Below are 13,002 nucleotides of genomic sequence, written 5' to 3'. Positions count from 1 at the left end.
CCCGCGGGAGGGGCAGATGTTGCGTGTTAAGCCAGTCCCAGGCCGCCCACGGCGAGGTCGATCAGCTTGATCCCCGCGAAGGGGGCGAGCAGCCCGCCGAGCCCGTAGACCGCGAGGTTGCGCGCGAGCAGCGGCCCCGCCGCCATCGGCTTGTACGCCACGCCCTTCAACGCCAGCGGGACGAGCAGCGGGATGATCAGCGCGTTGAAGATGATCGCGCTGAGGATCGCCGATTGCGGCGTCGCCAGCCCCATCACGTTGAGCACGCCGAGCCCGGGGTAGAGCGCGACGAACATCGCCGGGATGATCGCGAAATATTTGGCGACGTCGTTGGCGACCGAGAAGGTGGTCAGCGCGCCGCGCGTCATCAGCAACTGCTTGCCGAGCCCCACCACCTCGATCAGCTTGGTCGGGTCGCTGTCGAGATCGACCATATTGCCCGCCTCGCGCGCCGCCTGCGTGCCGGTGTTCATCGCGACGCCGACATCGGCCTGCGCCAATGCGGGCGCGTCGTTGGTGCCGTCGCCGCACATCGCGACCAGCTTGCCGCCCTGCTGCTCCTTGCGGATCAACGCCAGCTTGTCCTCCGGCGTCGCCTGCGCGAGGAAGTCGTCCACCCCCGCCTCGGCGGCGATCGCCGCGGCGGTGAGCGGATTGTCGCCGGTGATCATCACCGTGCGGATGCCCATCGTGCGCAGCTCGCCGAAGCGTTCGCGGATGCCCGCCTTGACCACGTCCTTGAGGAAGATCGCGCCGAGCAGCCGCCCGTCCATCGCCACCGCGAGCGGGGTGCCGCCGGCGCGGGCGATCTCGTCGGTGGCGCGGCGCAGCTCGGTCGCCGCCGCGGTCTCGCCCGCGCCCGCATTGGCGCGCAGGATCGAATCGACCGCGCCCTTCTGGATCAGCGTCGCGCCGATCTGCACGCCCGAGATGCGCGTCTGCGCGGTGAACGGGATCACCTCGGCATCGTCGGGCAGCCGCGCGGTGGCGACCCCGAAGCGCTCGCGCGCCAGCGTGACGATCGAGCGGCCCTCCGGCGTCTCGTCGGCGAGGCTGGCGAGCAGCGCCGCCTCGGCGAGCTCGCTCGGGCTCACCCCGGCGACCGCGCGGAACTCGCTCGCCTGACGGTCGCCGATCGTGATCGTGCCGGTCTTGTCGAGCAGCAGCACGTCGACGTCGCCCGCCGCCTCCACCGCGCGGCCCGACTTGGCGAGCACGTTGAAGCGCACCAGCCGGTCCATGCCGGCGATGCCGATCGCCGACAGCAGCGCCGCGATCGTCGTCGGGATCAACGTGATCAGCAACGCGGCGAGGATCGACACCGGGATCGACCCGCCGGCATAGGCGGCGAAGCCCGGCACCGTGCCGACGGCGATCAGGAAGATGATCGTCAGCCCGACGAGCAGGATGGTCAGCGCGATCTCGTTCGGCGTCTTCTGCCGCTCGGCGCCCTCGACGAGCGCGATCATCCGGTCGAGGAAACCCTGTCCCGGATTGACCGTCACCCGGACCCGGATGCTGTCGGAGATGACGCGCGTGCCCGCGGTCACCGCCGAACGGTCGCCACCCGCCTCGCGGATCACGGGCGCGCTCTCGCCGGTGATCGCCGCCTCGTTGACCGAGGCGACGCCGGCGATCACCTCGCCGTCGCTAGGGATCAGGTCGCCGGTCTCGACCAGCACCACGTCGCCGATCGACAGCCGGCTGGCGGGCACCAGCTCCCAGGCGTCGGCGACGCCGATCAGCAGCTTGGCGCGCAATTCGGCCTTGGCGTCGCGCAGGCTGGCCGCCTGCGCCTTGCCGCGGCCTTCCGCCAGCGCCTCGGCGAAGGTGCCGAACAGCACCGTCAGCCACAGCCAGACGACAAGTTGCAGCTTGAAGCCGATGGTCAGCCCGTCGCTGCCGACCGCGAGCAATGCGGTGAGCAGCAGCGCGACGACGGCGGTGACGAACATCACCGGGTTGCGGACGAGCTGACGCGGGTCGAGCTTGCGGAACGCATCGCCGATCGCCGGCAGGATCAGGTCGGCGGTGAACAGGGATTTGCTGTGTGCGCGTGCCATGTGCGGCGCCTTCTAGGAGAGTTGACCGTGGATCATGGCGAGATGATCCGCGATGGGACCGAGCGCGAGGCCCGGCAGGAAGGTGAGCCCGCCGAGGATCAGCACGATGCCGACGAGCAGGCCGACCCACAGGCCGCCGGTAGTCGGGAACGAGCCGGCGCTTTCCGGCGTGTGCTTCTTGGCGGCGAGGCTGCCGGCGATGGCGAGCATCGGCACGATGATGAAGAACCGCCCTACCCACATCGCCAGCCCGAGCAGCCCGTTGTAATAGGGCGTGTTCGCGGTCAGCCCGGCGAAGGCGGAGCCATTGTTGCCGACCGCGCTGGTGAAGGCGTAGAGGATCTCGCTGAAGCCGTGCGGCCCCTTGTTGAGCGGCCCGGCCAGCCCCTGCGCCAGCACCGACGACAAGGCGGTGAGGCCGAGGATCATCAGCGGCAGCACCGCGATCGCCAGCACCGCGAGCTTGACCTCGCGGCTCTCGATCTTCTTGCCGACATATTCGGGGGTGCGCCCGACCATCAGCCCGGCGACGAACACCGCGAGGATCGCGAACAGCAGGAAGCCGTAGATGCCGGCGCCGACGCCGCCGATCACGACCTCGCCCAATTGCATGTTGAACAGCGGCACCAGCCCGCCGAGTGCGGTGAAGCTGTCGTGCATCGCGTCGACCGCGCCGCAGGAGGCGGCGGTGGTGACCACCGCGAACAGCGACGAGGCGGCGATGCCGAAGCGCACCTCCTTGCCCTCCATATTGCCGCCGCCGACGCCGAGGTGATGGAGCACGGGGTTGCCCGCGGCTTCCTGCCAATAGGTGACGGTGACGCCGGCGAGGAACAGGATCACCATCGCCGACAGGATCGCCCAGCCTTGCCGCGTGTTGCCGACCGCCTTGCCGAACGTCCAGGTAAGGCCGAAGCCGATCAGGAAGATCGACAGCATCTGCACCATGTTGGTCAGCGCGGTCGGATTCTCGAAGGGATGCGCGCTGTTGGCGTTGTAGAAGCCGCCGCCGTTGGTGCCGAGCATCTTGATCGCCTCCTGGCTGGCGACCGGGCCGAGCAGCAGCGACTGTTTCGCGCCCTCCAGCGTGGTGACGTCGACGACGCCGGCGAGCGCCTGCGGCACGCCGCTGGCGATCAGGAACACGGTGTAGACGACGCAGAGCGGCAGCAGCAGATAGAGCGTGACGCGCGTGCAATCGGCCCAGAAATTGCCGATCGCCTTCGCCTCGCGCCGCGCGAAGCCGCGGAACAGCGCGAAGGCGAGCGCGATGCCGGTCGCTGCCGACAGGAAATTGTGGATCGTCAGACCGAGCATCTGGCTGAGGTTCGACATCGTCGACTCCCCGCCATAGCTCTGCCAGTTGGTGTTGGTGGTGAAGCTGACCGCGGTGTTGAACGCGAGGTCGGGCGACAGGCCGGCGAGCCCCTGCGGATTGCCGGGCAGCACGCCCTGCAGCCGCAGCACCGCATAGGTGAAGACCATCAGCGCGACGTTGAAGATCAGCATATGGACGGCGTAGCGGCGCCAGCCCTGTTCGGCGGTCGGGTCGATGCCGGCGAGCCTGTAGAAACCGGTCTCGACCGGGCCGAGCAGCGCGTGGAGCGGCGTGCGCCGCCCCTCGTATAGCGCGAACAGCCACATACCGACGGGCTTGGTCAGCGCCAGCAGGATGCCGACGAATGCGAGGATCAGGATCCATCCCTGCAAGGTCATGGGAATGCGCTCCTTTCTAGAAGCGTTCGGGACGGATGAGCACCGCCACGAGATAGAGGAGCAGGCCGAGCGCGGTCAGCGCCGCCAGCCACAGGTCGAGCGTCATGGCGTGCGTCTCCGGTCAGGCGTTGTCACAGAGCCGGGCGTAGGCGAGCGTCGCCGCCACCAGCCCGATCAGGATCGCGATCCACAGCAAATCGTGCATGGCAGTGCCCTCAGAAGGCGGCGGTCAGGCCGGCGACGACCGCGCCGTCGGCGATACTGCCGCGGCCGTCCTGGCCGCGGCTGAAGCTCGGCTGCAGATAGGCGGCGTCGCGGTTGCCGATATCGGTGTCGACGTAGCTCACGCCGAGCGTCAGGCTGCGCCAATGCGCGTCGGCGCCGAGCGACCAGTCCCAATAATCGCCGGTCGGGGTGACGCTGGTCGCGTTGGGGCCGAGCCCGTCATTGCCCCAGCTATGGCCGACATGCGCGCGCGCGGTCAGCGGCGTGCCGGCGATCGCCAGCGCGCCGTCGCCGGCGAGGTAGAGATTGTCCTTCTTGTCGCCGCGATCGGTATAGACGCCCGCCGCCGCCTCGGCGCCGGTGCGATACCAGCGGCCCAGCGCCTGCTGCCTGGGCGCGTAGGCGACGCTGGCGGTGAGCGTCGCCGGGCCGGCGGTGCCGGTCAGCTTCGCATAGGGTTCGGCGAAGTCGGTCTTGTCGGCGCCGCCGGGGTACATGTACCAGGTCAGCCCGACGTCGAGCGTCGCATTGGGCGCGAGCGCGCGCTTGTAGCCGCCGATCAGGTCCAGCTCCATATTGGCGCCGCCGAACGTGCCCCAGCCCGCGAGATTGGACGCCCAGGTGCCGACATACAGCCCGCTCTCATGCGCGACGGTCAGCCCGCCCTGCACCGCCATGTCCTTGTCGGACTGCGACACGCCGCGGAATCGATAGTCGGACACAAGCCCGACCGAACCCGAGACGGTGACCGCCGGCGGCGGTGCGGTCTCGCTTCCGGCGGATTGGGCGAGGGCGGAAGCCGGCAGGCCGCACAGCAGTGCGGCGCCCCATAAACGATAGACGATCATCACGTTACCCTTTTGGTCGCGGCCGGGCCGTCATGATCGACGGCGGGGCGCGTCCCAGGCAGTGCGATTAGGCAGGCCGCGCGTAGCAAAGCGAGATCGCTTTCGGACAATCACATAGCATTCGCATATATTTGCCGTTTTCATCCGCCCCCGGCGGCGGGTCGCGGCACACCGAACGCAGCGACGCCGCCATCAAGATGAACTCAGGATGACATCGCCGCACCGATCGGCGTCACCGAACAGTCACGGAGAATACTTCCGTCGGCGCTAGTGGCGCGGCTCATCACATAATCACTTTCAGGGGGACGTTCTTTGTCCGGTTCTTCTCATGCCCGCGCGTATCTGCTGACTGGCGCGGCGCTGCTGGCGCTGGCCGGTGCCACCCCGGCCTTCGCACAGGCCCAGGCCGACACCGCCGCCGCACCGGCGGTCGTCGCCGATCCCGATCCCGACACCGGCGGCAGCCAGTTGCAGGACATCGTCGTGACCGCGACGCGGCGCGAGACCAACCTGCAGAAGACGCCGATCTCGATCAGCGTGCTCACCACGCAAGGCTTGCAGGACCGTCACGTCCTTAGCCTGTTCAACCTCGCCGACGGCACGATCCCGTCGCTGCGCGTCGCGACGTTCGAAGCACGCCAGTCGGCGTTGACCATCGGCATCCGCGGCATCGTCCCTTACGACCAGAACCAGACTGCGCGTGACGGCGGCGTTGGCGTCTACATCGATGGCGTCGCGCTGGGTAAGACGCAGGGTCTCAATGCGGCGCTGTTCGACATCGAGCGGATCGAGGTGCTAAAGGGGCCGCAGGGCACGCTGTTCGGCCGCAACACCGAAGGCGGCGCGCTGTCGCTCGTGTCCAAGGCGCCGACGGGCGTGTTCGGTGGCCGCGTCACCGGCAGCGTCGGCAATTACGGCAGTTACAATACCGACGCGCACCTCGACCTGCCGTCCTTCTACAATGTCTCGCTCAAGCTGGACGGCGCCATCCAGCATCAGGACCCGACCGTGAAGGACCCGCTGACGGGCTCGACCGGCTGGAACTATTACGATCGCAAGGGTGGTCGCATCGCGGCGCGCTGGAAGCCGGTCGATGGCTTCACCGCCGACTTCGCCTATGATTATGCGAAGGACGAGAATACGCCGCAGTACAGCCAGCTGATCAACTACAACCCCAATGGCTATACCGTCGGCGCGTTCAGCGGCACGACGCTGGTCCTGCCGGGTACGACTACCGCGTGCGGCGGCACCATCACCGCGGCGCAGGCCGCGGCCGGCCGGCGAGCCTGCATCGCGCCCAAGGCGCCGCTGGTCGGCGTCCATCCCGATCGCCAGAAGGTCGCCGATGTCGGCGTGCCGCAGCAGCCCAGCGTCGACGTCACGCACGGCGTCTCGTCCAACCTGCGGTATCAGATCGATCCGGCCGTCGAGCTGCGCTCGATCACCGCGTGGCGCGGCGTCAGCACCGACCAGTGGGACAATTCGGGCGGTCCGGAGCGCAGCAGCTTCGCGCCGAGTTCGAACTTCAGCCGCTACAGCCTGTCGTACCTGCACCAGCACCAGTTCAGCCAGGAATTCCAGGCGGTCGGCAGCGTGCCGCAGTTGGACTATGTCGTCGGCGCCTATTATTATACCGAGCACGCGACCGAATATGCCGCGACGCCGCTCAGCAACCTGTGGAACGCGAACGGCACCGCTTACACGATCCGCAGCCCGATTCCCGGCAACGCCAATGCGATCAGCGGCGCCAACTCGGGCTATCAGCAGTACGACCCGTCGTGCAACAACACGCTCGCGACGACCGTGCCGCAGTTCGCCAACAGCTGCCAATTCATCACCCGCGCCAGCCAGGCGAGCGACCACAATTACTCGCTGTTCGGCAATTTGACCTTCACGCCGGCGGCGCTGGGCGACGTGCTGCACATCACCGCGGGTGGTCGCTGGACGAGGGACAAGCGTCACGGCACGCTGTACGTCGTCAACAACCGTGCGGACTTGCAGGTCGCCGGCACCGTGTCGCCGTTCGCCTTCGAGAACAGCATCAGCCGCTTCGATCCGATGGTCAACGTCGCGTTCGACGCGACGCGGGACGTCCACCTCTACGCCAAATATGCGACCGGCTTCCGCGCCGGCGGCGCAAACGACCGCTCGCTCGCCTTCAACGCCTTCGGTCCGGAAGCGGTCAAGTCGTATGAAATCGGCTCGAAGATGGACTTCTGGAACCACAAGGCGCGCCTGAACCTCGCCGGCTACATCATGAACCGGTCGAACACGCAGTTCGATTTCGACTATTACGACACCAACGGGTTGAGCCCGACCAACGGCAGCCACATCGAGCAGACGATCAACGCCGGCAAGAGCAAGATCCGCGGCATCGAGGCCGATCTGACCGTGGCGCCGGTACAGGGCCTGACGCTGACCGGTTCCTACGCCTACACCTATTGGAAGGCGCCGTCGGCGGTGAACCCGCTGACCCCGGGTGCGCCGGCGCAGCAGCTCTACATCGTCTACACGCCGCGCAACGCCGCGTCGGGGGCGATCGACTATGCGGTGCCCGTCGGCAACGGCGATGCCAGCGTCCGCTTCCACCTCGACGGCAACTACGCGAGCAGCCAGTACAGTTTCCAGCTCGAGCCGACCAAGACCGACGCCAGCTTCATCATGAACGGCCGTCTCGCGCTCGCCGACATCGCGGTGTCGGATCACAACAAGGTCACGTTCGCCTTCTGGGTGCGCAACCTGCTCGACACGACCTACATCTACCGTCGCTCGGCGGCCAATTCGTCGCCCGTGTACAATTACGGTGCCAACGGCCAGCTCGTCTCGACCAGCTACGGCGGCATCCTGGGCGATTACGCCAACTTCAACCCGCCGCGCACTTGGGGCTTCGAAGCGACCGCACGCTTCTGATCGTCCGCATCGTGGGGAAAGGCGAGCCCGAGCACCAGCCCGGGCTCGCCATCCTCCAGCAGCAGGTCGCCGCTGTGCAGTCGCATGATCGCGGCGATCAGCGGCAATCCCAAACCATGGCCGGGCCGATTGCGGCTCGCCTCCAGCCGCCCGAAGCGGCGCAACGCCAGCGCACGCTGGTCCGCCGCTATGCCTGGCCCATCATCGCCGATCGTGACCGTGGCATGGTCGCCGGAAACCGCCGTACCGAGCGTGATCCGCGTTCCCGCCGGCGTATGCCGCAGCGCATTCTCGACACCGTTGAGCAGCGCCTGTTCGATCAGCCGCGGGTCTCCGGTGATCGGCACCGGCCCGCCCGCGATGACCACCAGATCACGGCCACCGTCCTCCGCGACCGGTGCCATCGCCTCGCCGATGTCCGCGACCAATGCGGCCAGATCGACGCGGGTGAAGCCCGCCGTGCGTCGCCCGCTCTCGATTTCGGCGATCCGCAGCATCGCCCCGACCATCGCAAGGATCGCATCGCATTCGCCGATCGCCTGTTCGACCTCGTCGCGCGTCCGGCCGTCCGCCCGCGCCGCGGTCGTCGCCAGCCGGCTACGCAACCGGGCGAGCGGCGTGCGCAGGTCGTGCGCGACGTCGTTGGAGACGTTGCGCAGCCCCTCCATCAGCTCGGCGATCCGGTCGAGCATGCGGTTGAAGGCATGCGCCTGGCGGTCGAACTCGTCGGCGGATCCGGTCACCGCGATGCGCTGCTGCATGTCGCCGGCGATGATCGCCTCCACCGTCCGCCGCGTCTCCGCAAAGCGCCGCGCGATCGTCCGTCCGAACGCGACGAGCCCACCGAGCACGATGACCACGATCAGCGCATAGCCGAGCAGGTAGATGTAACGCCGAGCGCCGCGATAGCCGTCGAACGGCTCGGTCTCGGCGATCGTGGTCAGCGTCAGCCCGTCGCCGACCGGACGGGTGAACGCCCGCCCCGCCGATAGCCCCTGGATACGGTCGCGCCGCCGCACGTCGGCATAGCCCGGCGCGAACCGCCGCGTCAGCGTGACGTTGCCACCAAGCCGCCGGCCGGCGGCGTCGGTGAGCTGGAAACCGATGTCGCCGGTGTCGCGCCGCCGGGCGAGGGCGGCGATCCGCGCCAGCAGCCGCGGTGCGGTGGCGCGGCGGCCGTCGGCGGCGACCAGAGCGCTGACGTTCTCGATCCGCCGGTCGACCAGCCGGTCGATCGTCCCCAGGGTCAGGCGATAGGTCGCCAGTCCGGTGCCCGCCGTCGCGAGGAGGAACGCCGCCAGGAAGCCGATGGTCAGCGCACGCAGGCTGGGCTTCATCCGCGCAACATATAGCCGATGCCGCGCAGCGTCTGGATCGGATCGTCGCCGCCGCCCTCGGTCAGCTTGCGGCGCAGCCGGCGGATGTGGACGTCGACGATATTGGTGTCGGGGATGAAGTCATAGCCCCACACCCGCTCGATCAGCATCGCCCGGGTCAGCACCGCATCGGCGTTGCGGACCAGTTCGACGAGCAGCTTGAGCTCCAGTTTGGCAAGGTCGATCGGCCTGCCGCCCCGCCAGGCGCGGAAGCTGGTCGGGCTGACGACGATATCGCCGGCCTGCAACGTGTCGGCGCTCGACGTCGTCCAGCCACGCCCGCGCAGGATCGCGGTCAATCGCGCGTGCAATTCCATCGCCGCGACCGGCTTGACGACATAATCGTCGGCACCCGCCTCCAGCCCCTCGACCTTGTCCTGCGAGCCGGACAGCGCGGTCAGCATGATGACCGGCAACGTCATCCCCCCCGCCCGCAAGGTCTGGAGCACCGACATGCCGTCGAGCCGCGGCATCATCCGGTCGAGGATCACCGCATCGAACGCTGCCTCGTTCATCACCGTCAGCGCCTGCCGGCCGTCGCTGGCGATCGCGGTGGCGTGGCCGATCGCGCGCAATTCCTCGGCCAGTGCCTCGGCGTAGGCGGCATCGTCCTCGACCAGGAGAAGATTGAGAGTCATCGCGGCGGATAAACGCGGTTTCGACGGCGCGTCGTCAAGCCTTTTCCTCACCGGATCGGTCTCGACCGCACCGCCGCGCAGCCCCCGAACGATCTGGATTCGGGCGTCGCGCGGCGATAAGGCGATGATCGGGGCCGGAACAGGGAGGCGGACGATCGACGACCTGCCGTTTCCCGCCAGCGAGCTTCCCGGCGAATGGGCGATGCTCGACGCCGCGCGCCATGCGGTCGTGATCACCGGCCCGGCGATCGACCCGCCCGGCCCGATCATCCGCTACGTCAATCCGGCGATGCAGGCGATGACCGGCTATACGCGCGACGAGCTGGTCGGCGCGACGCCGCGCATGCTGCAGGGCCCCGGCACCGATCGGGACCTGCTCACGCGGATGCGCACGGCGCTGGCCGCGGGCGAGGGGTTTCACGGCGAGGGCATCAACTACCGCAAGGACGGCAGCGCCTATCTGGTCGACTGGACGATCGACCCGGTGCGCGACGACGCCGGCGCGATCACCGCCTGGCTGTCTTTGCAGCGCGATATCACCGCCCGGCGCGAGGATGCGATGCGCGCCGCGGAACGCGAGGCGCGGCTGGGGGCGATCTTCGCCGATGCCGCGGTGGGCCTGTCGGTCATCGATGCCGAGGGGCGATTCCTGCGCGTCAACCAGGAGCTGTGCCGGATCCTCGCGCGCAGCGAGGATGTCCTGCTGCGCAGCACCGTCGCCGACGTCACGTTCGCCGACGACTTTCCGGCGTCGGTCCGTGCGCTCGCCAAGGCGGTGACCGATCGCCAGCCGGCGGTGCTCGACAAGCGGTACCGCCGGCCCGACGGCACGCTGATCTGGGCGAACAGCACGGTCACGCCGATGGCGGACGTGCGCGGCCAGCCGGGCCATCTGCTCGTGGTCACCGTCGACCTGACCGCGCGGATGGAGATCGAGCGGGCGTTGCAGGAGAGCGAGACGCGCTTCCGCCAGTTCGGGGATGCGTCGTCGAATGCCTTGTGGGTACGGGAAGCTGGGGGTCTGCGGCTGGAATATGCCAATCCGGCGTTCGAGGGCCTCTATGGGCTGGACGCGGACGCGGTGGATGTGGCGCAATGGGCGGAGCTGGTCGTCGCCGAGGATCGCGCGCCCGCGGTCGCGGCGATCCGCAGCGCCTGCGCGGGGGAGCATCGGACCAGCACGTTCCGCATCCGCCGCCCGGGGGACGGCGAGACGCGCTGGGTGCACGACACCGTCTTCGCGCTGCGCAACGGCGGCGCGGTCGAACGGATCGGCGGGATCAGCGTCGATGTGACCGAGGTCGTCGCCAATTCCGAGCGGCTGGAGGTGCTGGTCGCCGAGTTGCAGCACCGCACCCGCAACCTCATCAACCTGGTCCGCTCGATCGCCGACCGGACGGTGCGGTCGAGCAGCGACCTGGCCGGCTTCCGCGACCGCTTCGTCGATCGGCTCGCGGCGCTCGCCCGCGTGCAGGGGCTGCTGTCGCGCCTGCAGGACGTCGATCGGGTCAGTTTCGACGAGCTCGTGCACAGCGAGATGTCGGCGATGGCCGGGGTGTCGGAGCGGATCGTGCTCGACGGGCCGGCGGGTATCCGGCTGCGCTCGTCGGCGGTGCAGATGCTGGCGATGGCGCTGCACGAACTGGCGACCAACGCGCTTAAATATGGCGCGCTCGGCCAGCCGCAGGCGCGGCTGACGGTGCGCTGGTCGCTGATCCCCGCCGCCGACGGGGCGTCGCCGCGGTTGCGCATCGCGTGGCGCGAATCGCAGGTGGTGATGCCGCAGGGCGACGCACCGCGCGGCACCGGCCAGGGGCGCGAGCTGATCGAGCGCGCGCTGCCCTATCAGCTCGATGCCGAGACGCACTTCTCGCTCGGACCCGATGGCCTGCATTGCACGATCGAGCTGCCGGTGTCGGAGACCAACGGCTGCGCGTAATCATCACAAACTTCTCGCTAACGCTGCCATCAGGAGCCAAGCGGAACAACGACTTGCGGTATTTCGCTGGCAATCCTCATCGCCCCGGCATAGGATGAGAATGCTTCGCAATAGCTGCATCAAGGTAGGCAAAATGCGCTCGGGGACGTCATCCATGTCGAACGGACCGGCTTCCAGTCCGCCACGCCACCCCTATTACCGTTCCGGAGACTTCGCCATGACGCTCGCCCCCACCGCCGCCTCCCCCGCCCAGCCGGCGCCGCCGCCGAGCCGGGCGAAGCGGCTGAAGGCGCTGACCCACGATACGCACGAGCGGCTCGACACCACGGTGGCGGGCGCGTCCTCCTTCGCCTCGCGCGACGGCTATGTGCGGTTCGCCCGCATGCAGTTCCTGTTCCACCGCGACATCGACGCGCTCTACGCCGACGCCGATCTGCAGACGCTGTTTCCCGGCCTCGGCGAGCGGCGGCAATTGCCGCTGTTGCAGCAGGACCTCGCCGATCTCACCGCCGCGGTGCCGCAGCCCGACACCGCCCCGGCGTTCGTGCCCGGCGCGGCGATCGACCTGCCGACCGCGCTCGGCTGGCTCTACGTCGCTGAAGGGTCGCGGATGGGGGCGACATTGCTGCGCAAGGATGCCGCCAAGCTAGGCCTGTCCGACGATTTCGGTGCGCGCCACCTCGCGCCGGCGCCCGAGGGGCCGGCGGCCTATTGGCGCATCTTCACCGCCGCACTCGACGGCATCGCGCTCGACGCCGCGGCGGAGGACCGGGTGATCGCCGGCGCCGAGGCCGCCTTTGCCCGGGTGCAGGCCTATGCCGACGATACCCTCCGCTGACGGCACGCCGCTGGCGCCCGGCGCGATCGCGCGCGGCCGCGTCAGCCGGGCCTTGTGGATGACGCTCGGCTGGATGCTGGTCGGCATCGGCTTCGTCGGGCTGTTCGTGCCGTTGCTGCCCACCACCGACTTCCTGATCCTCGCCCTGCCCTGTTTCGCGCGCTCGTCGGTGCGGCTGGAACAATGGCTGCTCGATCATCCCCGCGTCGGCCCGCCGCTGCGCGCGTGGCGGACGCAACGCGCGATCCCGCGCCACGCCAAGATCGCCGCCTGCGTCGGGATCACGATCGGCTTCGTCTCCTTCTACGCGCTCGTCCGCCCCGGCGCGCTGCCCGCGATAGCGGTCGCCGCGGTGCTGCTCGCCTGCGCGGCGTGGATCGCCAGCCGGCCGGCGCCCGGGGCAGATGGCCCGCATCACACGATAGATTAAGCCAAATTCTCGATTAACC

General features: G+C 68.8%; 10 protein-coding genes. 4 read left to right on the top strand and 6 right to left on the bottom strand.

The window, feature by feature from the left end:
* Nucleotides 1-26: 26 nt before the first annotated feature.
* The 4 genes from kdpB to AC07UH_RS13700 form a co-directional block, all read right to left on the bottom strand.
* Nucleotides 27-2,063 carry a potassium-transporting ATPase subunit KdpB gene (kdpB, locus tag AC07UH_RS13715; RefSeq protein ID WP_495181657.1) on the bottom strand — a complete coding sequence of 679 codons (2,037 nt, stop codon included), beginning with the start codon at nucleotides 2,061-2,063 and terminating at the stop codon, nucleotides 27-29.
* A 12-nt stretch (nucleotides 2,064-2,075) separates the two neighbouring features.
* Nucleotides 2,076-3,779: a potassium-transporting ATPase subunit KdpA gene (gene kdpA / locus AC07UH_RS13710; RefSeq protein ID WP_495181658.1), complete on the bottom strand. Its 1,704-nt coding sequence runs from the start codon at nucleotides 3,777-3,779 to the stop codon at nucleotides 2,076-2,078.
* A 16-nt stretch (nucleotides 3,780-3,795) separates the two neighbouring features.
* Nucleotides 3,796-3,885: a K(+)-transporting ATPase subunit F gene (kdpF, locus tag AC07UH_RS13705; RefSeq protein ID WP_038665721.1), complete on the bottom strand. Its 90-nt coding sequence runs from the start codon at nucleotides 3,883-3,885 to the stop codon at nucleotides 3,796-3,798.
* A 109-nt stretch (nucleotides 3,886-3,994) separates the two neighbouring features.
* Entirely contained in the window at nucleotides 3,995-4,852 is an 858-nt protein-coding gene (locus tag AC07UH_RS13700; protein WP_495181659.1) for a TorF family putative porin, read from the bottom strand.
* 312 nt (nucleotides 4,853-5,164) lie between these two features.
* On the opposite strand from AC07UH_RS13700, the gene AC07UH_RS13695 reads away from it, so the two are divergent.
* The gene (locus AC07UH_RS13695) at nucleotides 5,165-7,762 is read left to right on the top strand and encodes a TonB-dependent receptor (protein ID WP_495181660.1); all 2,598 of its coding nucleotides are present in this window, start codon (nucleotides 5,165-5,167) and stop codon (nucleotides 7,760-7,762) included.
* Here the strand turns inward: AC07UH_RS13695 and AC07UH_RS13690 are convergent.
* Together AC07UH_RS13690 and AC07UH_RS13685 are read right to left on the bottom strand one after the other, a co-directional pair.
* The gene (locus AC07UH_RS13690; protein ID WP_495181661.1) at nucleotides 7,705-9,099 is read right to left on the bottom strand and encodes a sensor histidine kinase; all 1,395 of its coding nucleotides are present in this window, start codon (nucleotides 9,097-9,099) and stop codon (nucleotides 7,705-7,707) included. The two genes, AC07UH_RS13695 and AC07UH_RS13690, sit on opposite strands and share 58 nt — an antisense overlap.
* Nucleotides 9,096-9,776 carry a response regulator transcription factor gene (locus AC07UH_RS13685; protein WP_495181662.1) on the bottom strand — a complete coding sequence of 227 codons (681 nt, stop codon included), beginning with the start codon at nucleotides 9,774-9,776 and terminating at the stop codon, nucleotides 9,096-9,098. Before AC07UH_RS13685 ends, AC07UH_RS13690 begins: the two co-directional genes overlap by 4 nt.
* Before the next feature lie 124 nt (nucleotides 9,777-9,900).
* Here AC07UH_RS13685 and AC07UH_RS13680 point away from each other — a divergent pair, with 124 nt between their 5' ends.
* From AC07UH_RS13680 to AC07UH_RS13670, 3 genes are all read left to right on the top strand, one after another.
* The gene (locus tag AC07UH_RS13680) at nucleotides 9,901-11,715 is read left to right on the top strand and encodes a PAS domain-containing sensor histidine kinase (protein WP_495181663.1); all 1,815 of its coding nucleotides are present in this window, start codon (nucleotides 9,901-9,903) and stop codon (nucleotides 11,713-11,715) included.
* A 217-nt stretch (nucleotides 11,716-11,932) separates the two neighbouring features.
* Nucleotides 11,933-12,553 (top strand): biliverdin-producing heme oxygenase, encoded by a 621-nt coding sequence (locus tag AC07UH_RS13675; protein WP_495181664.1) that lies wholly within the window; start codon nucleotides 11,933-11,935, stop codon nucleotides 12,551-12,553.
* On the top strand, nucleotides 12,531-12,983 hold the full coding sequence (locus AC07UH_RS13670; protein WP_081974496.1) for a YbaN family protein: 453 nt from the start codon (nucleotides 12,531-12,533) through the stop codon (nucleotides 12,981-12,983). The genes AC07UH_RS13675 and AC07UH_RS13670 overlap by 23 nt, the downstream gene beginning before the upstream one ends.
* Nucleotides 12,984-13,002: the final 19 nt, after the last annotated feature.

The sequence above is a fragment of the Sphingomonas sp. GW821-FHT04B01 genome, from assembly GCF_059420425.1.
The sequence above is the reverse complement of the archived record's forward strand: the minus strand, read 5'-3'. Positions and strand labels throughout refer to the sequence as shown.

Excerpts from the sequence above, each read along its gene's own strand:
- kdpB (WP_495181657.1), bottom strand. The coding sequence starts at position 2,063 with ATGGCACGCGCACACAGCAAATCCCTGTTCACCGCCGACCTGATCCTG.
- kdpA (WP_495181658.1), bottom strand. The coding sequence starts at position 3,779 with ATGACCTTGCAGGGATGGATCCTGATCCTCGCATTCGTCGGCATCCTG.
- kdpF (WP_038665721.1), bottom strand. The coding sequence starts at position 3,885 with ATGACGCTCGACCTGTGGCTGGCGGCGCTGACCGCGCTCGGCCTGCTC.
- AC07UH_RS13700 (WP_495181659.1), bottom strand. The coding sequence starts at position 4,852 with ATGATCGTCTATCGTTTATGGGGCGCCGCACTGCTGTGCGGCCTGCCG.
- AC07UH_RS13690 (WP_495181661.1), bottom strand. The coding sequence starts at position 9,099 with ATGAAGCCCAGCCTGCGTGCGCTGACCATCGGCTTCCTGGCGGCGTTC.
- AC07UH_RS13685 (WP_495181662.1), bottom strand. The coding sequence starts at position 9,776 with ATGACTCTCAATCTTCTCCTGGTCGAGGACGATGCCGCCTACGCCGAG.
- AC07UH_RS13680 (WP_495181663.1), top strand. The coding sequence starts at position 9,901 with ATGATCGGGGCCGGAACAGGGAGGCGGACGATCGACGACCTGCCGTTT.
- AC07UH_RS13675 (WP_495181664.1), top strand. The coding sequence starts at position 11,933 with ATGACGCTCGCCCCCACCGCCGCCTCCCCCGCCCAGCCGGCGCCGCCG.
- AC07UH_RS13670 (WP_081974496.1), top strand. The coding sequence starts at position 12,531 with ATGCCGACGATACCCTCCGCTGACGGCACGCCGCTGGCGCCCGGCGCG.